We start from the raw sequence: 21,618 nt of genomic DNA, 5'->3' as shown, positions 1-21,618 counted from the left end.
GGAATCAGGCAAGTCAATAATCAGGCAATACAACGCCCCGCGCGGGGCGTCACCTGGCGGTATAGACCGGCGTGCCATTGACCCAGGTGGCGTGGATATTGCGGTCATCGCCCAGGGTCATCAGCACAAAGAGCTTCTCCGCCAGCGTGTTGCTGTTGGCGGCGCGGAGCTGTTGCAACGCAGTGGCGTTGCCGTCCAGCACCACGAAATCTGCCTCTTTGCCGGGGTCGAAGTTGCCGATCTTGTCGTCAAGGTGCAGGGCGCGCGCGCCGCCGAGCGTCGCGTGGTAGAACGCTTCAAAGGCGGAGAGCCGGTACTGCTGCAACTGCCCCACTTTGTACGCCTCGCCCAGCGTGGTCAGGATGCTGAACGTCGTGCCCGCGCCGATGTCACTGCCGATGCCGACCCGCACCCGCTGCTCCCACGCCTTTTGCAGCCGGAACAGGCCGCTGCCGAGAAACAGGTTCGAGGTGGGGCAAAAGGCGATGCTGGAATCACTGGCCGCCATGCAGGCCCATTCGTCATCACAGAGGTGCAGGCAGTGGGCAAACACGCTCTTTTTGCCGGTCAGGCCGTAATCGTGGTAGACGCCGAGGTAGTGATCGTGGTCCGGGTAAAGCTCCCTCACCCACGCCACTTCGTCGCTGTTTTCGCTGAGGTGGGTGTGCACCCAGGTGTCCGGGAATTCGTCCCGCAGGCGGCGCACCGCCTCCAGCAGCGCCGGTGAGGAGGTCGGCGCAAAGCGCGGCGTCAGTGCATAGCCGAGGCGGCCGTGGTTGTGCCAGCGGCGGATCAGGTCGCGCGTCTGGGCGTAGCTGGTTTCCGCCTCTTCCAGCAGCGCTTCCGGCGCGTGGCGGTCCATCATCACTTTGCCGGCGATCAGCCGCATCTTCAGCGCATCCGCCGCGCTGAACAGCGCCTCCACCGACTGCGGGTGGACGGTGCCGAACACCAGCGCGGTGGTGGTGCCGTTCGCCAGCAGTTGCTGAATGAAGAACGCCGACATCTCCGCCGCGTGCCCGGCACAGTGGTACTGCGCCTCGGTCGGGAAGGTGTAGTTTTTCAGCCAGGTGAGCAACTGCTCACCATAGGCCCCGACCATCTCCGTTTGCGGGTAGTGAATATGGGTGTCGATAAAGCCGGGCACGATCAGTTTGCCGCGGTAGTCTGTCACCGGCGTGCCGGGCGGCAGCTGCGCCTGGGCCGCCTGCCAGTCACCGTGCCAGACGATATGGCCGCCGCTGAGCAGCAGCGCGCCGTCCTCCACGTACCGTACCCGGCTTTCAATCTCCTCCGGGCCGCTGACAGGGCCGGTAAGGTCAAACATGGCGCCGCGGACAGCGCGGGTCACACTCTGGTTCATGATCAGCCCTTCTCAGAAAATGTGCGTCCCCGTCATTGGGGGTCGTTAAGCAGTATGGTGCATAAATGTTATGTCTATGAGATAAAGCAAGGGGTATGCCAGGGTGCGGATTTTTTATTTAACTTACTGTATAGAATGGTTTTATTTGAAAACAGCGAATATTCCACGTCTGATTTTTCGCACTGGCTGTCAACGCCATCGATAAGCAAACGGTTGCCTTGCGGGGCCGGCGGGGGCATTGCACCACCCCGGCGCACCGGTGAAAAAAACGGCACCGGGTGCGCTTTTTTACCGCCAGATAAATTGGCCTGTTTTTGCTGCGCCGGCGAGGGTCAGGGGCATCTCTTGCTGGCCGCCTTTCTTTCAGGAAAATAAAGCTCTGCGTAACGCCGCAGGTGGGAAATCGGGCCGCAGGTGCACCGGTTGACGGTCAGGCGCGATCGGTTATGCTCAAGATCTTCTGCCCCTTCCCTCAATAATAAAAAAGGCGGTGCCATGTCCGGATCTGGTCAACGGTGTAACCCGGTTCACACTCATCAAACGGATGCAGCAGGGAGGCCGCAATGAAGCGTGGTGCCCCGGACGGGCCGGCTCTGCCGCTGCTGGTGGCCGGTGCCTTTTTTATGGAGAACCTCGACGCCACGGTGATTGTCACCGCCCTGCCGCAGATGGCGCACGCCTTCGGGGTGCAGGCGGTTGACCTGAATATCGGCGTTTCCGCCTACATCCTGACCCTGACGGTGTTTATCCCGGCCAGCGGCTGGATCGCCAACCGTTTCGGTGCGCGCCGGGTCTTCACCGCCGCCCTGCTGCTGTTTACCCTTTCCTCCCTGCTCTGCGCCCTGAGCGTTAACCTGATGACCTTTACCGCCGCGCGGATGCTTCAGGGCTTTGCCGGGGCGCTGATGGTGCCGGTGGGGCGGCTGGTGGTGCTGCGCAATACGCCGAAGTCGGGGCTGATCAAGGCGATTGCCACCATCACCTGGCCGGGGCTGGTGGCCCCGATCCTCGGCCCGGCGGTGGGCGGGTTTGTCACCACGTACGCCTCGTGGCACTGGATATTTTTGCTGAACCTGCCGCTGGGGGTGATTGGCATCCTGTTCAGCCTGCGGCTGATCCCCGCAGAGCCGGGCGACAATACCGTACCCTTTGACGTCACCGGCTTTATGCTCAGCGGGCTGGCCTGTTTTGGCCTGATGTTCGGGCTGGATCTGTTTAACGGCGTGGCGGAGCGCCCCTGGCTGCCGCCGCTCTGCATTGGGGTCAGCCTGCTGCTGGGGGCGCTGGCCCTCTACCATGCGCGGCGCACCCCCTACCCGCTGCTGGACCTTTGGGCGCTGCGGCTGAAGAGTTACGCCGTGACCATTTTCGGCGGCAGCCTGTTCCGCATCGCCATCGGCGCGGTGCCGTTCCTGCTGCCGCTGCTGTTCCAGCTCGGTTTCGGCATGAACGCGTTCCATGCCGGGCTGCTGGTGCTGGCGGTGTTTGCCGGTAACCTGGTGATGAAGCCCTTTACCTCGGCCATTCTCTACCGCTTCCCGTTCCGCACCACGCTGTGGGTGAACGGCGTGCTGAATGCGCTGACCATTTTTGCCTGCGCGCTGATCACCCCGGAGACACCGCTCGCCCTGATTGCGGCGCTGCTGTTCGTCAGCGGGCTGACGCGCTCGATGCAGTTTACCGCTCTCAACACCCTGGCTTTCTCCGAGGTGCCGCAGCCGCGCATGGGCGGGGCCAATACGCTGTTTAATATGTCGCAGCAACTCGGGGGCGGGCTGGGCATCGCCCTGGGTGCGCTGGCGCTGCGCGCCGGGGAGTGGCTGGCACCGGGCAGCGGCGCGGTGCCCTCACTGGCGGCATTCCACTTCGCCTTTATCATGATGGGGCTGCTGGCCCTGCTGGCGGTGGCCGACACCTTTACGCTCGGCACCACCGCCGGGGACAGCGTGCGCCAGAAAACCTTGCAGGAGGCGGCCGGTGCCCGGCGTAAAACCCCGGCGGACTCCGCCAAATAGCCTGTGGATCGCATCATTACATTGCCGCCGGGCGGCGGCGTGTGGTACTCGTAGGAATCTCAGAAAACCATTAGCCATTAAGGAACAATGACATGATTATTTTGGTTACCGGTGCAACGGCCGGATTTGGTGAAGCCATTACCCGCCGTTTCATCAACGAGGGGCATAAGGTGATCGCCACCGGCCGCCGTCAGGAGCGGCTGGATGCGCTGAAGCAGGCACTGGGTGAGCAGGTGTATGTCGCACAGCTGGATGTGCGTAACCGGGCGTCCATCGAGGAGATGCTGGCGGCGCTGCCCGCGGAGTGGCGCGACATCGACGTGCTGGTGAACAACGCCGGGCTGGCGCTGGGGCTGGAACCGGCGCACAAAGCCAGCAACGATGACTGGGAAACCATGATCGACACCAACACCAAGGGGCTGGTGTTTATGACCCGCGCCGTGTTGCCGGGCATGGTGGAACGCAACCGCGGCCACGTGGTGAATATGGGGTCGATTGCCGGGAGCTGGCCTTATCAGGGCGGCAACGTCTACGGCGCAACCAAGGCGTTTGTGAAGCAGTTCAGCTTTAACCTGCGCGCCGACCTGGCCGGTACGCAGGTGCGCGTTACCGACATCGAGCCGGGGCTGGTGGGCGGCACCGAGTTCTCCAACGTGCGCTTCAAAGGCGACGATGACAAGGCGAGCCAGACCTACGACAACGCCAACCCGCTGATGCCGGATGACATCGCCGAGTCAGTGTTCTGGGCCTGTAACCTGCCGCCGCACGTCAACATTAACCGGCTGGAGATCATGCCGGTGAGCCAGTCCTTTGCCGGGCTGAAAGTGCATCGCGACGCGTAAACGCGTGATGCCGCCTGCGGGGCGCGTCCGCCCCGCTTTTCTCCCCTTTTCCCCTCAGCCGTTACGCCAGCCGGAGACGATAATCAGCATCCCGGCCAGTGCCACCAGCGCGCCCAGCCAGTCGGTGGTTGTCAGGCGCACGCCGTCCACCACCCGCAGCCAGAGCAGCGCCGTCAGCACATAGACCCCGCCGTAGGCCGCATAGACGCGCCCGCTGGCCGCCGGGTGCAGCGTCAGCAGCCAGACAAACAGCGCCAGGCTCAGGGCGGCCGGCAGCAGCAGCCAGCCGCTGCCCCCTTTCTTCAGCCAGAGCCAGGGCAGAAAGCAGCCGGTAATCTCGGCCAGCGCCGTGGCGAAAAACAGCAGGGTGGTTTTTATCATGGTCGTCCTTCAATCATCCGTAAACCGGGTGCCGGCCCGGCTGGTGGCGGCCCCGCAAGGTGTTATAATTCGTTTATCACGCGGCCTGTGATCCCGCCGCGCTGAGCCAGCGCAGGCGGTCGCCTGCGGCGGATAACCTATAAGGATAAGATGATGAATACAACATTTATGCCCCGGTTGCTGCGCAGGATCGCGCCTGTTGCCCTGGTCGCGCTCTGTGCGGCCTGGCAGGTTCCGGCTCTGGCCGCGACCAATTGCGCCAGCGGCACCTGTATTTTCAACGGCAACGGTGACAATGCGCTCTCCAATGAAGAGGCGCGCCAGAACAAAGAGCAGTGGGATGACACCCGCATGCTGCGGAAAAAGGTCAACAACCGCGCCGAGAAAGAGTTTGATAAGTTCGATAACGCCATCGACCAGCGTGAGGATTGTGAAAAAAGCCTGAACCTGAACGCTTACTGGGAAGCCAATACCGAGCGCTGTCTGGACCGCCGTACCGGCCGTCAGATTAATCCTTAAAAACATTGACTTAAGTTAAATTTCCTACGGAGGGGGAATTTGGCTGCTATCTTTAACTGCCTGATGACTTTATTTACTTAAGGATGGAAAGATGAAGAAATCGTTATTATTTGCAGCGGCCGTACTGGCCGTCGCCCCGCTGGCAGCACAGGCCTCCTGTGAGAGCGTGAAGGCGGACATCAGCCAGAAAATTATTAATAACGGCGTGCCGGAATCGGGCTTTACGCTGGACATCGTGCCGAACGACCAGGCTGACCAGTCCGGCGGGCAGGTGGTCGGCCATTGCGAAAACGACACACAGAAAATTGTTTACAGCAAAACCGGTGACGGCAGCAGCGACGCAGAAGCGACCGCCAGCCCGCAGACCGGCACCAGCCAGGACGCGGCCACGGTACACTGACCGTAAGCCGCCGGCTGCACCTGACATCAGGGCACCCTTTTGGGTGCCCTGATTTTTTATGGGGGGCTTAACGCCGGTGCGCCGTGCCTGCTCAGGGGCGGCTGCCCTCGGCTTCCGGCTCCACCGGCCGCTGGCGGCCCGGCATCAGCCAGACGGACACCAGCGTCAGCACCGCCATGACCGCCGCCGCCACAAATACCCAATGCAGTGACACCGCCACCTGCTCCGTCAGCCACTGGAGGCGGTCGCTGCCCAGCGCAGTGCGCTGCGCGCCGTCCATCAACTGCTGCACCGGGTCATTCACCCCCGGCAGGCGCTGTTGCAGGTTGAGGTTCAGCGTGGCCCCGAGGATCGCCGTGCCAAGGGCGGAGCCGATCAGCCGGGAGAACATGGTGGATGCGGTGGCGATGCCGCGGATGTTCGCTTCCGCCGCATTCTGCACCGACACCAGATACGTCGTGTTGCTCAGCCCCATCCCTGCGCCCACGGTGAAGGCGGCCAGCCGCGCCCACCAGAGGGTTTGCCCCGGCGCGACCAGCAGCAGGATCAGGCTGCCGGCAATCAGCAACAGCGCGCCGCACAGCGCGGTGACGCGGTAGGAGGTCGCCAGCATCAGGCGGCCGCTCAGGGTGCTGGCCAGCGGCCAGCCGATCGACACCAGCGCCAGCGTGGTGCCCGCCTCCAGCGGCGTGCCGCCCAGCACCCCCTGCACGAAGGTCGGCAGAAAGGCGCTGATGCCCATCAGCACCGCGCCCATGATCAGCCCGCCGATGTTCCCGGCGACGATCACCCTACTTTGCCACAGCGCCAGCGGGAACAGCGGCTCCGGCGCGCGCCGCTCCCGCCGCACCAGCATTACCCCTGCCGCCAGCGCCACCGCCAGCAGCGGCAGCATGGCGACGCCCAGCGCCTCTGCCTGCAACAGCGCCAGCAGCAGCGCGGAGACCGACAGCGTCAGCCAGCCGGTGCCCGCCAGGTCAAGCTGGTGCGGGTGCCCTTTTTCTGCCGCGGGCAGGTAGCGCCCCAGCATCAGCATCGCCACGATGCCGATCGGCACGTTGATCCAGAACACCAGCGCCCAGCTGAAATGCTGGACGATAAACGCCCCCAGCAGCGGGCCGACGATGGCGGAAATCCCCCAGACGCTCGACAGGTAGCCCTGCACTTTTGAGCGCTCTACCGGCGAGTAGATATGGGCGATGATGGTAGAGGCGATGGGCATAATCGCCCCGCCGCCCAGCCCCTGCAACGCGCGGAACAGGATCAGCCACAGCATCGACGGGGCCACGCCGCACAGCACCGAGCCGAGCAGGAAAATCAGCGTCCCGATAAAGAACATCCGCCGGCAGCCGTAGAGGTCCGCCAGCCGCCCGTAGATCGGCACGCTGATCGCCTGCGTCAGCAGGTAGACGGCAAAGACCCAGCCCAGCAGAGAGAAGCCGCCGAGTTCGCCGATGATGGTCGGCATGGCGGTGGCCACAATGGTGACCTCGATGGCGGCCATAAACATCGCCAGCATACAGGCGGCTAACACCAGGCGGCGATGGGGAACCTGGTTTGAAGAGGTGTCGTGCTGTTTCATTCAACCTTCGCAATTCGCTGATTTTATTCTCACTCTGAGTATATCAGCCCGCTGCCATACCGGGCGGGCCACAGGCAGTTTTTGCGAGGGGTGCCGGAAATCACCGGCAAGGCGGCGTCAGTACACCACGCGGCTGAGATCGAGAAAGTGCCCGAGTTCGCGCGTTTCCGGCCGCGGCAGGTAGGGGATCTCGCCCAGCAGCGGCGCGGGGATGTGGCTGCTGAGCAGTGAAATGGTCTGCGCGTAGTGCGCCAGGCAGGGGTTGATGCGGTTCGCCACCCAGCCCAGCAGCGGCAGCCCGTCATTGAGGATCGCGTCGGCGGTCAGCAGCGCGTGGTTCATGCCCCCCTGCTTGATGCCGACCACCAGAATCACCGGCAACTGCCGGGCGATCACCCAGTCCGCATAGCTGTGTTGCGCATCCAGCAGCGTCCGCCAGCCGCCGCAGCCCTCCACCACCACGCACCCGGCCTGCGTTTTCAGCGTCGCCAGCCCGTCCGCCATCCGGCTGAACAGCGTGCCGTCCGCCGGGGCGGCACAGGGTTCATCTTCTGCGAGGGAGAGCACGTTGAGGGCGCTGTAGGGCAGCGGGATCGTTGAGGCCGCCTGTAACGTCAGCACATCTTTGCTGCACCGTCCTTCGGCGGTCTCCACGCACCCGGTGGCCACCGGTTTATAGCCCACGGCCTGCGTGCCCTGCGCGGCCAGCGCCTGCAACAGCGCGCGTGAAACAATGGTTTTGCCGGCATCCGTATCGGTGCCGGTGACAAATACCTGCGTCAACATGGTGGGTCTGCTCCGAAAATCGTGGTAAATCAAAAAATTACCGCAGCCGGTGTGGCGGCGGTCACGTTATCGGGTCAGTCTAGGGGATCGGAGGCAGGCGCTATCTTGAGATAGCGCAAGGTTTTGTTTGGTGAGTATTCATAACTACGGCGAATATGATCTGACCCCGGATCACCCCTGCAACAGCTTGACCAGCAATGAACCGTTGTAGAGGGCATCCTTGATCAGCGCCGCGCCCGGCATGGTGCCGTGGTTGTGGAAATGGGTTGCCTCCAGTTGCAGCGCGTCACTGTAGGCGGGCAACGATTGCTGGCGGATGCAGGCCATCATCGCCGGGTGGAGGATCGAGGCGGCGCGGTTCAGCGGCGAGCCGACCAGGATTTTGTCCGGGTTGAAGAGGTTGACCATGATCGCCACAATGCGGCCGACATTGTTGCCGACGTCCAGAATCAGGTCGCGGGCCAGCGGGTCACCGGCCAGTGCCGCATCACACAGGGCATCCACCGTGAGCGGCACGCCGTGCAGCAGCGAACTCATGGAGACCTTCAGCCGCTGCTGCGCCAGTGCCAGCAGGCTGTCGATGCCCGCCACCGTCTCCAGGCAGCCGTGGTTACCGCAGTAGCAGCGCTTGCCGTACGGGTCGACCTGCACATGGCCGATTTCCGCCACGCTGCGGCTGCCGCTGTGCAATACCCGCCCGCCGGAGATGATCCCGGCGCCGACGTTGTGGTCAATCACCACCTGAATCACATCCTGTGACCCGCGTGACGCACCGTACAACGCTTCCGCCATTGTCCAGGCACCGATGTCATGCTGGAGGAACACCGGCACGCCGGTGCGTTGCGCCAGCGCCGGGCCGAGCGGCATCTCACTGACCGGGTAGTACGGCATACGGTGGACGACCCCGGCGGCGGCATCAATCATGCCCGGCAGGGTGATGGCGATGGCGGTCAGCCGCTCCAGCTTGTGCTGGTGGCGGATGAAAAACTGGTCGATGGCGCTGAGCAGGCGCTCCAGCAACGGCTGGTCGCCCTCTGCGGCCAGCGGGAGCTGCTCCTCCACCACCAGCCGGCTGCTTAAGTCACGCAGCGCCAGCGTCAGGGTGCCGGGGCCGATGCGGCCGGAGAGGAAGTGCCAGGCGTCGGTGTCGAGCACCAGCCCCACGGCCGGGCGGCCGCGGCTGCCGACATCCTGGAATTCGGTTTCCTGCACCAGATGGGCTTCCAGCAGCTCACGCACGATCTTGGTGATGCTGGCGGGCGCGAGCTGCGCCCGTTTAGAGAGTTCAATGCGCGAAACCGGCCCGCATTGGTCGATCAGTCGATACACAGCCCCTGCATTGGTTTGTTTAATTTGATCAATATGCCCGGGTTGCCCATCGACATTCACTTACCTGCTCCTGCTATTTTTCGCGCCTCAAAATAAATCATATTCGACATCACAATCCTTTGGGAGCGCAGGGACAACTATTTGATTCGTTATGTGATTTGACGCACAAATTCACCCCGCTCCCTGCGGTGCCTGCCCCGGTGCGGCCAGCCCGCGATCCTCCAGCAGCAGGCCGAGCAGCGCCTGTGCCGGGGCGGTGAGCGGCCGGTGGCGGTGGCTCACCAGCCAGACCTGGGTGGCGAAGTGCGGGTCGTCCAGCGGCACATAGCGCACGCCGCTGATGCGCAGCCGCATAAAAGAGGCGGGCAGGATAGAGACGCCCAGCCCCGACGAGACCAGCCCGATGATGGTCATCGCCTCCCCTACCTCCTGGGTGATGTAGGGGCGGATACCCGCCGCCGCCAGCAGGTCGAGGATTTCGTCATACAGGGCGGTGCCGACCAGCCGGGAGAAGAAGACGAACGGCTGGTCGGCCAGCGCCTGCACCGCCAGTTGCGCCGGGTTGCCCACCGCCAGCGGGTGATCCTCCGGCAGCACCGCCACCAGCGGCTCACGCAGCATCAGCTGGTAGTGCAGCGCCTCCGGCAGCACGGTGTTGCGCATCACGCCCAGATCCAGCTTGCCCTCCAGCAGCGGGCCGATCTGCTGTTTGGTGTTCAGCTCCTCCATCTGGATGTGCACGTGCGGGTGGATCTGGCGGAAGCGGCGCAGGCTGCGTGAAATGCTGCCGATAAACGGCGACGACGAGGTAAAGCCGATGGTCAGCTCGCCGACCTCGCCGCGGTGGATGCGCGCCGCCTGCTCTGCCGCGTCATTGACCTGCGCCAGGATCTGGTAGGCGTGGCGTAAAAACTGTTCGCCCGCCTGCGTCAGGGTGACGCTGCGGTTGGTGCGGGCCAGCAGGCGCGCGCCGATCTGCTGCTCCAGCGTCTGGATTTGCAGGCTCAGCGGCGGCTGGGAGATGCTGAGCCGCTCCGCTGCCCGGCCGAAGTGCAGCTCTTCCGCCACCGCGATGAAATAGCGCAGGTGGCGCAGTTCGATGTTCATCATATTTTTAAAGTATCAATTGTGATTATTAATATATTAGACAGGAAAATGTGACCTGCCTATGATTTTGTTACACCTGAATGACAACCCGCTTGACCAGATTAAGGATTGACCGTGACCAGCCCCCAACGCGCCGGACAGGCCCGTTCCGCCCATGATGCCGCCAACGACAGTGACGCCGCCCACGACGCCCTGCTGCCCGCCGCTGCCCGCCGTACCCTGATTATCCCGGCGGTGCCCCGCGCCGCCACGCCGTTTATCAAGCGCGGCACGCCGCAGTTTATCCGCGTGACGCTGGCGCTGTTCTCCGCCGGGCTGGCGACCTTCGCCCTGCTCTACTGCGTGCAGCCGATTTTGCCGATCCTGTCGCAGGATTTCGGCATCTCGCCTGCCAGCAGCAGCCTCTCCCTCTCCGCGTCCACCGGGATGCTGGCCGTTGGGCTGATGTTCACCGGGCCGCTCTCTGATGCCGTCGGGCGCAAGCCGGTGATGGTGGTGGCGCTGCTGCTGGCAGCGGCCGGCACGCTGGTCTGTGCCGTGATGACCAGCTGGGACGGCATCCTGCTGATGCGTGCCCTGATCGGGCTGGCGCTGAGCGGCGTGGCCGCGGTGGCGATGACCTACCTCAGCGAGGAGATCCACCCGAGCGTGGTGGCCTTCTCGATGGGACTGTATATCAGCGGCAATTCCCTGGGCGGCATGAGCGGCCGCCTGGTGGCCGGGGTGCTGTCGGACTTCTTCTCCTGGCGGGTGGCCGTGGGCGCGGTGGGTGTGTTTGCCCTGGCGGCGGCGCTGATGTTCTGGCGTATTCTGCCGCCGTCGAAGCATTTCCGCCCCACCTCCCTGCGCCCGCGCAACCTGCTGATCAACGTCCGTCTTCATTTCCGTGACGCCGGGCTGCCGCTGCTGTTTGTGGAAGGCTTTGTGATCATGGGCAGCTTTGTGACGCTGTTTAACTACATCGGTTACCGGCTGCTGACCCAGCCCTACCACCTCAGCCAGGCGATTGTGGGGATTCTGTCTGTGGTTTACCTGATGGGCACCTACAGCTCGCCGAAAGCCGGGCTGCTCTCCACCCGCTACGGCCCCGGCCCGGTGCTGATGGGGGCCATCGGCATGATGCTGGCCGGGATTCTGCTTACCGGCTTCTCCCCGGTCCCGGTGATCCTGGCCGGGATGGTGCTGGTCACCGGCGGTTTCTTCGCCGCGCACTCGGTCGCCAGCGCCTGGATCGGCCGTCGCGCGCGCCGCGCCAAGGGGCAGGCCTCTTCACTTTATCTCTTCTGCTACTACGCCGGCTCCAGCCTCGCCGGCACCGGCGGCGGCTTCTTCTGGCACAGCTTCGGCTGGCTGGGTGTGGTGGGCTACATCAGCGTGATGCTGCTGGTTGGCCTGCTGGTCGCCCGGCGGCTGAGCGCCCTGCCGGAAAAACGTAAACCTGCCTGACCCCCACCGGGTGCCCCGCGCACCCGGTTTCCCCTCTTTTCCATGAATTCCGGCCTTTTTTACCTGCTAGGCGCATAAAACCGTGATGCCGGGGTAGCCAGCCTGTTTTTTATGCAGTATAAAGTGTGTTGTAACTAATTGGAGGGGTGAATGAGTAACTATGATCTGATTGGCCGCATGAATGAGTGTTTTCATGAGCTGGAGCTGGCGCTGGATGACCTGATTCACCTGCTGGGCAAGCTCTCCCTGCAGGAGGCGCGGGTGTTTGTGCTGCCGGAGATTGAGAAAGGCAAGGAGAATGACCCGGCAGACCAGATCGCGGTAACCCCGCTGACAGGCGACGCGGCGCACCAGCGGGCGCTGCAACACTTTCGCCGGTTGTTCATCCATGACAATGCCGAAAACGTCAGCAGCAAATCGGCGGTCAGGCTGCCGGGCGTGCTCTGCTACGCGGTGACGCCGGACGAGCAGCAGGCCGTGCAGTTATTGATCGAAGAGGTAAACAAGCTGAAGGCGGAGCTGGAGCACATCGTGACGGTGGAGTCGGGCCTGGAGCGCGAGCAGCGTTTTGACTTCGTCCACACCCACCTGCGCGGGCTGATCACCCTGAACGCCTACCGCACCGTGACCTACCTGCTGGAGCCGGGCTCCGTGAATTTCGGCTGGGCGAACAAGCACATCATCAAAAATGTGACGCGTGAAGAGATCGTCGCACAGCTTAACCGCAGCCTGAAGGCCGGGCGCGCCGTGGCCCCTTACACCCGCGAGCAGTGGGCTGAGCACATCACGCGGGAGATCAACGACGTGATGCGGCTGCCGGAAAGTGCCGCGCTGAAGATCCGCCGCCCGGTGAAAGTGCAGCCGATCGCCCGGGCCTGGTATCCGGCGCAGCAGAAGCAGGTGCAGCACCCCTGCCCGATGCCGCTGATTGTGCTGTGCGGCCGCGTCGGCTCCCACGTCAAGGCCCCGAAACTCGGCGCCCTGCCCGACTACGACGCGGCCAACATCAAGCATAAATACCGCCCGGCCGCGCAGCCGCTGCATCTGCTGATCCCGCGTTTGCACCTCTACACCGACCACCCGGTCAACTGACGGGCGTAAAAAAGCCGGCAAGCGCCGGCTTTTTGCTTCCCAGGGAGAGGGCTTACAGCTTCATGCTGCCGACCATCTCTTCCGGGCGTACCCACTCGTCAAACTGTTCTTCCGTCAGGTAGCCCAGTTTCAGCGCAGAGGCTTTCAGCGTCAGCCCCTCTTTGTGCGCCTTTTTGGCGATCTCGGCCGCTTTGTCATAGCCGATATGGGTGTTCAGCGCCGTCACCAGCATCAGCGACTCGTTGAGCAGCTGGGTGATGCGGTCACGGTTCGGCTCAATGCCCACCGCGCAGTGCTCGTTGAAGCCGCGCATCCCGTCTGCCAGCAGGCGGATCGACTGCAGGAAGTTGTGGATCACCATCGGGCGGAAGACGTTCAGCTCGAAGTTGCCGGACGCACCGCCAATGTTCACCGCCACATCGTTGCCCAGCACCTGCGCGCAGAGCATGGTCATCGCTTCACACTGGGTCGGGTTGACCTTGCCCGGCATGATGGAGCTGCCCGGCTCGTTTTCCGGGATGGAGATTTCGCCGATGCCGCAGCGCGGGCCGGAAGAGAGCCAGCGCACGTCGTTGGCGATCTTCATCAGCGAGGCCGCCAGCCCTTTCAGCGCGCCGTGGCCGTGCACCAGTGCGTCACAGGTGGCCAGCGCCTCGAATTTGTTCGGCGCAGTCACAAACGGCTGGCCGGTAAGGTCAGCCAGCGCCTTCGCCACGCGCTCCGCGTATTCCGGGTGGGTGTTCAGGCCGGTGCCCACGGCGGTGCCGCCCAGCGCCAGCTCACACAGGTGCGGGATCGAGGCTTCAATGTGCTTGAGGTTATGCGCCAGCATCGCCACCCAGCCGGAGATCTCCTGGCCCAGGGTCAGCGGCGTGGCGTCCTGCAGGTGGGTACGGCCGATTTTGACGATGTCTTTGAAGGCTTCCGCCTTGTCTGCCAGCGTCTGTTGCAGGGTTTTCAGCTCCGGCAGCAGGGATTCACGCACCGCGATCACCGCGGCAACGTGCATCGCCGTCGGGAAGACGTCATTCGAGCTCTGGCTCTTGTTGACGTCGTCGTTCGGGTGCACCAGGCGGCTGTCGCCGCGCTCGCCGCCCAGCAGCTCGCTGGCACGGTTGGCCAGCACCTCATTCATGTTCATGTTGGTCTGGGTGCCGGAACCGGTCTGCCAGATCGAAAGCGGGAACTCATTGCTGTGCTTGTCAGCCAGCACTTCGTCTGCGGCTTGCAGGATCGCGTTGCCGCGCTCCGCAGGCAGCAGGCCCAAATCCATGTTAACGCTGGCGGCGGCGCGTTTGGTCTGCGCCAGGGCGTAGATCAGCGCGGTGGGCATTTTTTCCGAGGAAATGCGGAAATGCTCTAGTGAACGCTGGGTTTGCGCGCCCCACAACTGTTCTGCAGGAACTTCAATCGGCCCCATTGAGTCTTTTTCAATGCGAGTGGCTGCCATTACTTTCTCCTTAGATACATAGCACATAAATGAGTATGCCGCGGACGCTCCCATGCGTGCCCGCGGCACCGCCTACTATAGTGACACAGAAAAGCAGCGCATTATGCGACTCAGTTTGATTTATTAGATTTTCCTTATTGATAAGCACCCGTACTCACTGTTTACTAACCAGAATTTCGTTAATTCCCCCTATTTTCTTCATGAGCAGGATAGCCACATGCAAAAGATGCACAACGCCGTTCAGAACTACGCCTGGGGCAGCCCGGACGCACTGACCCGCCTGTACGGTATTGCCAACCCTCAGGGCAAACCGATGGCCGAACTGTGGATGGGTGCCCACCCCAAAAGCAGCTCTGAGGTCACGGATGCCCAGGGCAACCGCCGCGCGCTGCGCGATGTGATCGGGGATGACCCGGCCACCTGGCTGGGCCGGGCCGTGGCGGACCGCTTCGGCGAGCTGCCGTTCCTGTTCAAGGTGCTGTGCGCTGACCAGCCGCTCTCCATCCAGGTGCACCCGAGCAAGGCCGCCGCGGAAGTGGGCTTTGCCAAAGAGAATGAGGCCGGGATCCCGCTGGATGCCGCCGAGCGCAACTACAAAGACCCGAACCACAAGCCGGAGCTGGTGTTCGCCCTGACGCCGTTCCAGGCGCTGAACGGTTTCCGTGAGCTGAGCGACATCGTCTCCCTGCTGCAACCGGTGGCCGGCGCGCACCCGGACATCGCCGCCTTCCTGCAACACCCGGACACCGATCACCTGGCGACGCTGTTCACCGGGCTGCTGAGCATGGAGGGGGAGACCAAATCCCTGGCGCTGGGCGTCCTGAAAGCGGCACTGAACAACCAGCAGGGCGAAACCTGGGACGCCATCCGCGGCATCGCCAGTTTCTACCCGGATGACAGCGGCCTCTTCTCGCCGCTGCTGCTGAATGTGATCACCCTGCAGCCGGGCGAAGGGATGTTCCTCTACGCCGAAACCCCGCACGCGTACCTCAACGGCGTGGCGCTGGAAGTGATGGCCAACTCCGACAACGTGCTGCGCGCCGGGCTGACGCCGAAATACATCGACATTCCGGAACTGATGGCGAACCTGAAGTTTGAGCCGAAACCCACCGCCACCCTGCTGACCCAGCCGCAGCAGCGCGGCAGCGAGCTGAACTTCCCGATCCCGGTCGAAGATTTCGCCTTCTCCCTGCATGACCTCTCCGCAGAGCCGCAGGCGCTGGCACAGCAGAGCGCGGCCATCATCTTCTGTGTGGAAGGGGAAACGGTGCTGGAGAAAAACGGTGAGCAGGTGGTGCTGAAGCCGGGCGAATCCTGCTTTATCGGCGCGTTTGAATCCCCGGTTACCGTGAGCGGCATTGGCCGTATTGCGCGGGTATTCAACCAGCTGGATTGATTCCCGCCGACGCCCTGCCCGGTTTCTTGCTAAACTGGGGCCGGCCAGTTGAGAAAAAACGCCTGCGGGCGTTTTTTTTTGCCGACGGCGCGTGGACATTTTGCACGGACCTTTTCCGTGCCCAAAAAAGGATGAGCGGATTATGAAAAAATCGTTAATTGCCGTGAGTGTGATTGTGGTGCTGGGTGCCGCCTGGACCGGCGCGGCCTGGTATACCGGCAAACAGTTCGAGCAGCGTATCGATGAGATCGTGGCGCAGGCCAACGGCCAGATCGCCTCGCAGTACCCGCAGGCGGGCGTGCGGCTGGTCTACCAGGATTACCAGCGCCACCTGTTCAGCAGCCGCGCGCGCTTTGTGCTCCAGGCAGACCCGGCCGCGAAGGGTGAAACCGCCCTGAAACCGGGCGAAGAGGTGGCGTTCAATGAAACCATCGACCACGGCCCCTTCCCGCTGGCACAGCTGAAGAAATTTAACCTGATCCCGTCGATGGCCTCGGTACACAGCGAGCTGGCCAACACCCCGGCGGTGAAGGGGCTGTTTGAGATGACCAAGGGCGTCTCCCCGGCGACGGCCGAGACGCGCATCGCCTACAGCGGCGACACCGACTCCGCCATCACCCTGGTGCCGATCGACTACCAGAACAACGCCACCCGCCTGCAATTCTCCGGGGCCACGGTGAATGCGGCAATCTCCCGTGACGGCGACCAGGCGAGTGTCAGCGCCAACAGCGACAGCATCGCCCTGACCTCGCGCAACCAGTTCGGCCAGCTGGAGAAAATTACCCTCTCCGGTGTGGATGCCCATGGCAACACCCGCAAAGGCAGCGTGCAGATCGGCCTCGGCGAACAGCACCTCACCGCCAGGCAGGTGATCTTCAACGTAGAGGGCAAAGATGCTGCCACCCTGGAGGATGTGCGCCTTAACAGCAACTTCGGCGAGCAGGCCAACACCATCCACGGCCAGCTGGACTACAGCCTCGGCGCGCTGAAGGTGCAGGGGGCGGATCTCGGGGCCGGCAAGCTGACGGTGAAACTCGACAAGCTCGACAGCGCCGCGCTGAAGCAATTCTCCGACAGCTATAACCAGCAGGCGATGCAGCTGGTGCAGCAGGGCGAGCAGCTCGACCCGGCAGTCTATCAGGCGCAGGCGGCAGCCCTGTTCAGCCAGAACCTGCCGCTGCTGCTGAAGGGCAGCCCGAGCATCAGCGTCAGCCCGCTGAGCTGGAAAAACAGCGCCGGTGAAAGCACCTTTACCCTGAATCTGGACTTCAGCGCCCCGGCCGCCGGGCAGCCTGCCGCCCAGACGCAGGACCAGCTGATCTCGCAGCTGGTGCATAACCTGGATGCCACCCTGACTATCCCGATGCCGATGGCCACCCAGATGGCGACGCAGATCGGTAAGATGCAGGGCTACAGCGAGGCGGACGCGGAGAAGCTGGCGAAACAGCAGGTACAAGGGCTGGCGGCGATGGGCCAGATGTTCAAACTGACCACGGTCAAGGATGACACCATCACCACCCGCTTCCACTTTGCTGACAACATCGTTGACCTGAACGGCCAGAAGATGACGCTGCAACAGTTTGCCGGCCTGTTCGGCATCTTTGGCGGCCCGGCTGACGTCGCCCCGGCACCCGGGGCCGCCCCGGCGGTACCGCCTGCCCCGCTGGCCCCTGTCCCGGCTCCGGCTCCGGCTCCGGCACAATAATCGTGACATTACGCTGACCAACCGGCCTCTGGGCCGGTTTTTTTATGCCTGCGTTTTTATGCCTGCGGTCAATGCCTGTGCATCAGGTGGGGGGCCGGGCGATCAGTTCCGGCGCGACCACCCACTGCTGCGGCGTGGCGTCGGGTGCCTCAATGCGCTGGAGCAGCCGCTCTGCGGCGCTGCGCCCCACGTCGCGCCCGGCGGCGGAGACCAGCGTCAGCGGCAGTTCGGCCAGTGCTGCATCTGCCCCCTCGCCGAACCCCGCCAGCGCCACCCGCTGGGAGTACAGCCCCTCCAGTGCCTGCCCGCCCACGCTGCGCCCGGCATTCAGCACGCCGAAATAGGCCCCCAGCGTCACGGAGGCGTCATGGCAGACCAGCGCGGTGATCTGCGGGTAGCGGCGTAACAGCGCCTCGGTTTTCGCCGCCATGCCGTGCCGGTACGCCTCACTTTCGATGATCCACTCCGGGCGGAACGGCAGCCCGTGGTGCAGCAGGGTGGCGCAGAAGCCGCCCAGCCGCTCGGCACGCGTCAGGGAGCCGCCCGCCCCGCCGACGTAGGCAATCTGCTTGTGCCCTTCGCTGACCAGGTGCCCGGTTGCCAGCCGCGCAGCGAGCTGGTTGTCCGGCCGCACCAGATCCATCCCCTCCAGCGCGTTGGCGCGCGCCGCGCACACCAGCGGCACCCCGGCCGCGGCGGCCCGCTGGCGCACCTCCAGCCCGTGCAGCAGGTTCCCCGCCAGCACGATGCCGTCTACCCCCTGGGTCAGCAGGCTCTCTGCCGCCCGCAGGGTGCCCCGGCCCTCTGCGCCGCTCTGGGTCAGGAACAGGATGCGCCCCTGTGCCTCCAGCGCTTCGCTCAGCCCGGCCGTCACCTCGGCATAAAACGGGTCGCAGACGTCCCGCACAATCAGCCCGACCACGCCGGAACGGCCGCTGCGCAGCGTCACCGCCTGCCGGTTCGGCACATAGCCCAGCGCCTGGATCGCCTGCTGTACCCGTGCCGTGGTCTGCGGTGAAATCCGCCCTTTGCCGCTCACCACCAGCGATACCGTGGTTACCGAGACCCCGGCGTGGTCAGCCACATCATTGATGGTGATCTTCTTTGGCGTCATACGCTTTCGCCCTCCCGCAACGCGCGAAAAATCAAACAGAAAGCCCACAGTGTACCCTGCCCGCCCTTTTTTTGCCGGGCCACTGCCGCGGCCGGAAAGGTGCAGGCGGCGCTGAACAACTGTGACCGGCTGCGCAGATCAAACTGATAAAACGTTTTATCTTATTTTACCTGATTTAACCCAGCATTTTATCCACTTTACTTCCCGGTTTACCTGATATTAACAAGGAGCCTGTATGTCTGTTCCTGCCCGGCCAAAAATTACCCTCTGGGAGTTTTTCCAGAGCCTCGGCAAAACCTTTATGCTGCCGGTTGCCCTGCTCTCGTTCTGCGGCATCCTGCTCGGCATCGGCAGCTCCCTGAGCAGCCGTGACGTGATCGCCCTGCTGCCCGCGCTGGGCCACCCGCTGTTCCAGTTGCTGTTCACCTGGATGAGCAAGGTCGGCTCGTTCGCCTTCAGCTTCCTGCCGGTGATGTTCGCCATCGCTATTCCGCTCGGCATGGCGCGGGACAACAAAGGCGTGGCGGCCTTCTCCGGCTTTGTCGGTTTTGCGGTGATGAACCTCGCCACCAATTTCTACCTCACCGCCAGCGGCGTGCTGCCGACCAGCGACCCGCTGGTGCTGAAAGCCAACAACATCCAGATGATCCTGGGGATCACCTCGATTGATACCGGGATCCTCGGCGCGGTGATTGTCGGGGTGCTGGTCTACCTGCTGCATACGCGCTTCCACACCATCCGGCTGCCGGATGCGCTGGCCTTCTTCGGCGGCACGCGCTTTGTGCCGATCGTCACCACCGTGGTGCTGGGCATCATTGGGCTGCTGGTGCCGCTGGTCTGGCCGTGGTTCGCCGCCGGAATCAGTGCGCTGGGGCGGATGATCAGCGGGGCCGGGATCTTCGGGCCGATGATTTTCGGCAGCGGCGAACGCCTGCTGCTGCCGTTTGGCCTGCACCATATTCTGGTGGCGCTGATCCGCTTCACCGAGGCGGGCGGCACGCTGGACGTGTGCGGCCAGCCGGTGAGCGGCGCGCTGACCATCTTCCAGGCGCAACTCTCCTGCCCGGAAACCCACGGCTTTGCCAACAGCGCCACCCGCTTCCTGTCGCAGGGCAAGATGCCGGCGTTCCTCGGCGGGCTGCCGGGCGCGGCGCTGGCGATGTACCACTGCGCGCGCCCCGGCAACCGCCACAAGGTGAAAGGGCTGCTGATCTCCGGCGTGGTCGCCTGCGTGATTGGCGGCACCACCGAGCCGATTGAGTTCCTGTTCCTGTTTGTTGCGCCGCTGCTCTACCTGATCCACGCGCTGCTCACCGGGCTGGGCTTTACCATGATGGCAGTGCTGGGCGTCACCATCGGCAACACCGACGGCAACCTGATTGACTTCGTGGTGTTCGGCATCCTGCACGGCACCGCCACCAAATGGTACTGGGTGCCGGTGGTGGCCGCGGTGTGGTTCGCGGTCTATTACGGGCTGTTCCGTTTCGCCATTTTGCGCTTCAACCTCAACACCCCCGGCCGCGAGCCGGAGAGCGCGGAGATCGCCACGGCTGCGCCGGTCACCGGCGGCGGCAAGTCGGGCTACAACACCCCGGCGATCCTGGCGGCACTCGGCGGCGCAGGGAACATCATCTCGCTGGATAACTGCATCACCCGCCTGCGCCTGTCAGTACAGGAGATGGCGGCCGTGGATGACGCGGCGCTGAAGGCGTTGCGGGCAATCGGCGTGGTGCACCTGAACGAGCACAACCTGCAGGTGGTGATCGGCCCGCAGGTGCAGTCCGTCAAAGATGAACTGGACACGCTGATCGCCGCAGCACGGCAGGCGGATTTAGTGACAGCGTAACGTAACCGGGCGGCGCGGCCGCCCTTTTCAGGAACCCCTGTATGTTTGATTTTTCCACCCCGGTTGACCGGCACAACACCTGGTGCACCCAATGGGATTTCGTCGCTGACCGCTTCGGCCACGCTGACCTGCTGCCGTTCACCATCTCGGACATGGATTTCGCCACCGCGCCCTGTGTGCTGGCGGCGCTGCAACAGCGGCTCACCCACGGCGTGCTGGGCTACAGCCGCTGGCAGCATGAGGATTTTCTCGGCGCGCTGCGCCACTGGTACCAGACGCGGTTTGCGGCTGAGATTGATACGCACACCGCCGTGTATGGCCCATCGGTGATCTATATGGTGTCAGAGCTGATCCGGCTCTGGTCAGTGCCCGGTGAGGCGGTAGTGATGCATACCCCCGCTTATGACGCCTTCTATAAAGCGATTGAAGGCAACCAGCGGCAGGTGCTGGCCTGCCCGCTGCTGCGTGACAACGTCACCTGGCGTTGTGATATGGCGGCGCTGGAGGCGCTGCTGGCACGGCCGGAGAGCAAGATCCTGCTGCTGTGCAGCCCGCATAACCCTACCGGCAAAGTCTGGCAGGCGGCGGAGCTGCAGCAGATGGCGGAGATGTGTGCGCGCCATGGCGTGCGGGTGATCAGCGATGAGATCCATATGGACATGGTCTGGGGCGCGGCGCGCCATACGCCGTGGCCGCAGGTGGCGCGTGCGCCCTGGGCGCTGCTGACTTCGGCGTCCAAGTCGTTCAATATTCCGGCCCTCACCGGGGCGTACGGTTTCATCAGTGACAACGTCACGCGCGAAGCTTACCTCGCTCACCTCAAGGGGCGTGACGGCCTCTCCTCCCCTGCGGTGCTGTCGCTGGCGGCGCACATTGCCGCCTATCGCGAGGGCGCGCCGTGGCTCGATGCCCTGCGCCGTTATCTGGAGGCGAACCTGCACCACGTGGCAGCGCGGCTTAACCACGCCTTCCCGGTGCTGAACTGGCAGCCGCCGGAGGCAACCTATCTCGCCTGGATCGATCTGCGCCCGCTGGCACTGGATGATCAGGCGCTTCAGCAGGTGTTGATTGAGCAGGAACGCGTCGCCATCATGCCCGGCACCACCTACGGCGCGGCGGGGGCCGGTTTCCTGCGGCTGAACGTCGGCTGCCCGCGCAGCAAACTGGATGCCGGGCTGACAGCGCTGATTAACGCCCTTACCACGCTGCACGCGGCGGCAGGCTGACTGGCCGCGCCCACAAAAA

The 21,618-nt window shown here is 63.7% G+C and carries 18 protein-coding genes; 10 read left to right on the top strand and 8 right to left on the bottom strand.

The annotated features are described in order from the left end of the window. Window positions 1–49: 49 nt before the first annotated feature. Window positions 50–1,363: a guanine deaminase gene (gene guaD / locus CYR32_RS12750; RefSeq protein ID WP_101824916.1), complete on the bottom strand. Its 1,314-nt coding sequence runs from the start codon at window positions 1,361–1,363 to the stop codon at window positions 50–52. 563 nt (window positions 1,364–1,926) lie between these two features. Between guaD and CYR32_RS12745 the strand changes: the two genes are divergently transcribed. Both CYR32_RS12745 and ydfG read left to right on the top strand, forming a co-directional pair. Further along, on the top strand, window positions 1,927–3,378 hold the full coding sequence (locus CYR32_RS12745; RefSeq protein ID WP_101824914.1) for an MFS transporter: 1,452 nt from the start codon (window positions 1,927–1,929) through the stop codon (window positions 3,376–3,378). A gap of 92 nt (window positions 3,379–3,470) precedes the next feature. Then, window positions 3,471–4,220 carry a bifunctional NADP-dependent 3-hydroxy acid dehydrogenase/3-hydroxypropionate dehydrogenase YdfG gene (gene ydfG, locus CYR32_RS12740; protein ID WP_101824911.1) on the top strand — a complete coding sequence of 250 codons (750 nt, stop codon included), beginning with the start codon at window positions 3,471–3,473 and terminating at the stop codon, window positions 4,218–4,220. 54 nt (window positions 4,221–4,274) lie between these two features. Here the strand turns inward: ydfG and CYR32_RS12735 are convergent, their stop codons facing one another. Next, window positions 4,275–4,601 (bottom strand): YnfA family protein, encoded by a 327-nt coding sequence (locus tag CYR32_RS12735; protein ID WP_101824909.1) that lies wholly within the window; start codon window positions 4,599–4,601, stop codon window positions 4,275–4,277. A gap of 168 nt (window positions 4,602–4,769) precedes the next feature. Here CYR32_RS12735 and CYR32_RS12730 point away from each other — a divergent pair, with 168 nt between their 5' ends. After that, window positions 4,770–5,120 (top strand): DUF1283 family protein, encoded by a 351-nt coding sequence (locus tag CYR32_RS12730; RefSeq protein ID WP_420912836.1) that lies wholly within the window; start codon window positions 4,770–4,772, stop codon window positions 5,118–5,120. Between the two features lie 91 nt (window positions 5,121–5,211). Beyond that, complete coding sequence (locus tag CYR32_RS12725) at window positions 5,212–5,520, top strand: DUF1161 domain-containing protein (protein ID WP_101824905.1); 309 nt, start codon at window positions 5,212–5,214, stop codon at window positions 5,518–5,520. 91 nt (window positions 5,521–5,611) lie between these two features. Here the strand turns inward: CYR32_RS12725 and CYR32_RS12720 are convergent, their stop codons facing one another. The 4 genes from CYR32_RS12720 to CYR32_RS12705 form a co-directional block, all read right to left on the bottom strand. Further along, a complete protein-coding gene (locus CYR32_RS12720) occupies window positions 5,612–7,102 on the bottom strand; it encodes an MDR family MFS transporter (RefSeq protein WP_241523816.1) in 1,491 nt (496 codons plus the stop codon). 117 nt (window positions 7,103–7,219) lie between these two features. Continuing rightward, window positions 7,220–7,888 (bottom strand): dethiobiotin synthase, encoded by a 669-nt coding sequence (gene bioD, locus CYR32_RS12715; RefSeq protein WP_101824903.1) that lies wholly within the window; start codon window positions 7,886–7,888, stop codon window positions 7,220–7,222. A 171-nt stretch (window positions 7,889–8,059) separates the two neighbouring features. Beyond that, window positions 8,060–9,277 (bottom strand): sugar metabolism global transcriptional regulator Mlc, encoded by a 1,218-nt coding sequence (mlc, locus tag CYR32_RS12710; protein WP_101824901.1) that lies wholly within the window; start codon window positions 9,275–9,277, stop codon window positions 8,060–8,062. A 111-nt stretch (window positions 9,278–9,388) separates the two neighbouring features. Beyond that, window positions 9,389–10,324, bottom strand: a complete 936-nt coding sequence (locus CYR32_RS12705; RefSeq protein ID WP_101825026.1) for a LysR substrate-binding domain-containing protein — start codon at window positions 10,322–10,324, stop codon at window positions 9,389–9,391. 114 nt (window positions 10,325–10,438) lie between these two features. On the opposite strand from CYR32_RS12705, the gene CYR32_RS12700 reads away from it, so the two are divergent. Both CYR32_RS12700 and tus read left to right on the top strand, forming a co-directional pair. Then, window positions 10,439–11,770 (top strand): MFS transporter, encoded by a 1,332-nt coding sequence (locus CYR32_RS12700; RefSeq protein ID WP_101824899.1) that lies wholly within the window; start codon window positions 10,439–10,441, stop codon window positions 11,768–11,770. A gap of 150 nt (window positions 11,771–11,920) precedes the next feature. Next, the gene (gene tus / locus CYR32_RS12695) at window positions 11,921–12,862 is read left to right on the top strand and encodes a DNA replication terminus site-binding protein (protein WP_101824897.1); all 942 of its coding nucleotides are present in this window, start codon (window positions 11,921–11,923) and stop codon (window positions 12,860–12,862) included. Window positions 12,863–12,914: 52 nt separating this feature from the next. Here tus and fumC read toward each other — a convergent pair whose 3' ends face one another. Then, window positions 12,915–14,312, bottom strand: coding sequence for a class II fumarate hydratase (gene fumC / locus CYR32_RS12690; RefSeq protein WP_101824895.1), 1,398 nt, complete (start codon window positions 14,310–14,312; stop codon window positions 12,915–12,917). Window positions 14,313–14,529: 217 nt separating this feature from the next. Between fumC and manA the strand changes: the two genes are divergently transcribed. Both manA and CYR32_RS12680 read left to right on the top strand, forming a co-directional pair. Further along, a complete protein-coding gene (manA, locus tag CYR32_RS12685) occupies window positions 14,530–15,708 on the top strand; it encodes a mannose-6-phosphate isomerase (RefSeq protein WP_101824893.1) in 1,179 nt (392 codons plus the stop codon). A gap of 142 nt (window positions 15,709–15,850) precedes the next feature. Beyond that, a complete protein-coding gene (locus CYR32_RS12680; RefSeq protein ID WP_101824891.1) occupies window positions 15,851–17,413 on the top strand; it encodes a YdgA family protein in 1,563 nt (520 codons plus the stop codon). Between the two features lie 82 nt (window positions 17,414–17,495). Here CYR32_RS12680 and malI read toward each other — a convergent pair whose 3' ends face one another. Beyond that, window positions 17,496–18,527, bottom strand: a complete 1,032-nt coding sequence (gene malI / locus CYR32_RS12675) for a Mal regulon transcriptional regulator MalI (RefSeq protein ID WP_101824889.1) — start codon at window positions 18,525–18,527, stop codon at window positions 17,496–17,498. A 235-nt stretch (window positions 18,528–18,762) separates the two neighbouring features. On the opposite strand from malI, the gene malX reads away from it, so the two are divergent. After that, window positions 18,763–20,373 (top strand): maltose/glucose-specific PTS transporter subunit IIBC, encoded by a 1,611-nt coding sequence (malX, locus tag CYR32_RS12670; RefSeq protein ID WP_101824888.1) that lies wholly within the window; start codon window positions 18,763–18,765, stop codon window positions 20,371–20,373. A gap of 41 nt (window positions 20,374–20,414) precedes the next feature. After that, window positions 20,415–21,599, top strand: a complete 1,185-nt coding sequence (locus tag CYR32_RS12665; RefSeq protein ID WP_101824886.1) for a MalY/PatB family protein — start codon at window positions 20,415–20,417, stop codon at window positions 21,597–21,599. Window positions 21,600–21,618: the final 19 nt, after the last annotated feature.

This window comes from Chimaeribacter coloradensis, assembly GCF_002858715.1.
Classification (GTDB): Bacteria; Pseudomonadota; Gammaproteobacteria; order Enterobacterales; family Enterobacteriaceae; genus Chimaeribacter; species Chimaeribacter coloradensis.
The sequence above is the reverse complement of the archived record's forward strand: the minus strand, read 5'-3'. Positions and strand labels throughout refer to the sequence as shown.

What these genes read in the sequence shown, in the direction of transcription:
- CYR32_RS12720 (WP_241523816.1), bottom strand. Translation starts at nt 7,102, where the DNA reads ATGAAACAGCACGACACCTCTTCAAACCAGGTTCCCCATCGCCGCCTG.
- CYR32_RS12665 (WP_101824886.1), top strand. Translation starts at nt 20,415, where the DNA reads ATGTTTGATTTTTCCACCCCGGTTGACCGGCACAACACCTGGTGCACC.
- ydfG (WP_101824911.1), top strand. Translation starts at nt 3,471, where the DNA reads ATGATTATTTTGGTTACCGGTGCAACGGCCGGATTTGGTGAAGCCATT.
- malX (WP_101824888.1), top strand. Translation starts at nt 18,763, where the DNA reads ATGTCTGTTCCTGCCCGGCCAAAAATTACCCTCTGGGAGTTTTTCCAG.
- CYR32_RS12680 (WP_101824891.1), top strand. Translation starts at nt 15,851, where the DNA reads ATGAAAAAATCGTTAATTGCCGTGAGTGTGATTGTGGTGCTGGGTGCC.
- CYR32_RS12725 (WP_101824905.1), top strand. Translation starts at nt 5,212, where the DNA reads ATGAAGAAATCGTTATTATTTGCAGCGGCCGTACTGGCCGTCGCCCCG.
- guaD (WP_101824916.1), bottom strand. Translation starts at nt 1,363, where the DNA reads ATGAACCAGAGTGTGACCCGCGCTGTCCGCGGCGCCATGTTTGACCTT.
- CYR32_RS12730 (WP_420912836.1), top strand. Translation starts at nt 4,770, where the DNA reads ATGCCCCGGTTGCTGCGCAGGATCGCGCCTGTTGCCCTGGTCGCGCTC.
- CYR32_RS12735 (WP_101824909.1), bottom strand. Translation starts at nt 4,601, where the DNA reads ATGATAAAAACCACCCTGCTGTTTTTCGCCACGGCGCTGGCCGAGATT.
- CYR32_RS12705 (WP_101825026.1), bottom strand. Translation starts at nt 10,324, where the DNA reads ATGAACATCGAACTGCGCCACCTGCGCTATTTCATCGCGGTGGCGGAA.
- bioD (WP_101824903.1), bottom strand. Translation starts at nt 7,888, where the DNA reads ATGTTGACGCAGGTATTTGTCACCGGCACCGATACGGATGCCGGCAAA.
- fumC (WP_101824895.1), bottom strand. Translation starts at nt 14,312, where the DNA reads ATGGCAGCCACTCGCATTGAAAAAGACTCAATGGGGCCGATTGAAGTT.
- tus (WP_101824897.1), top strand. Translation starts at nt 11,921, where the DNA reads ATGAGTAACTATGATCTGATTGGCCGCATGAATGAGTGTTTTCATGAG.
- manA (WP_101824893.1), top strand. Translation starts at nt 14,530, where the DNA reads ATGCAAAAGATGCACAACGCCGTTCAGAACTACGCCTGGGGCAGCCCG.
- CYR32_RS12745 (WP_101824914.1), top strand. Translation starts at nt 1,927, where the DNA reads ATGAAGCGTGGTGCCCCGGACGGGCCGGCTCTGCCGCTGCTGGTGGCC.
- malI (WP_101824889.1), bottom strand. Translation starts at nt 18,527, where the DNA reads ATGACGCCAAAGAAGATCACCATCAATGATGTGGCTGACCACGCCGGG.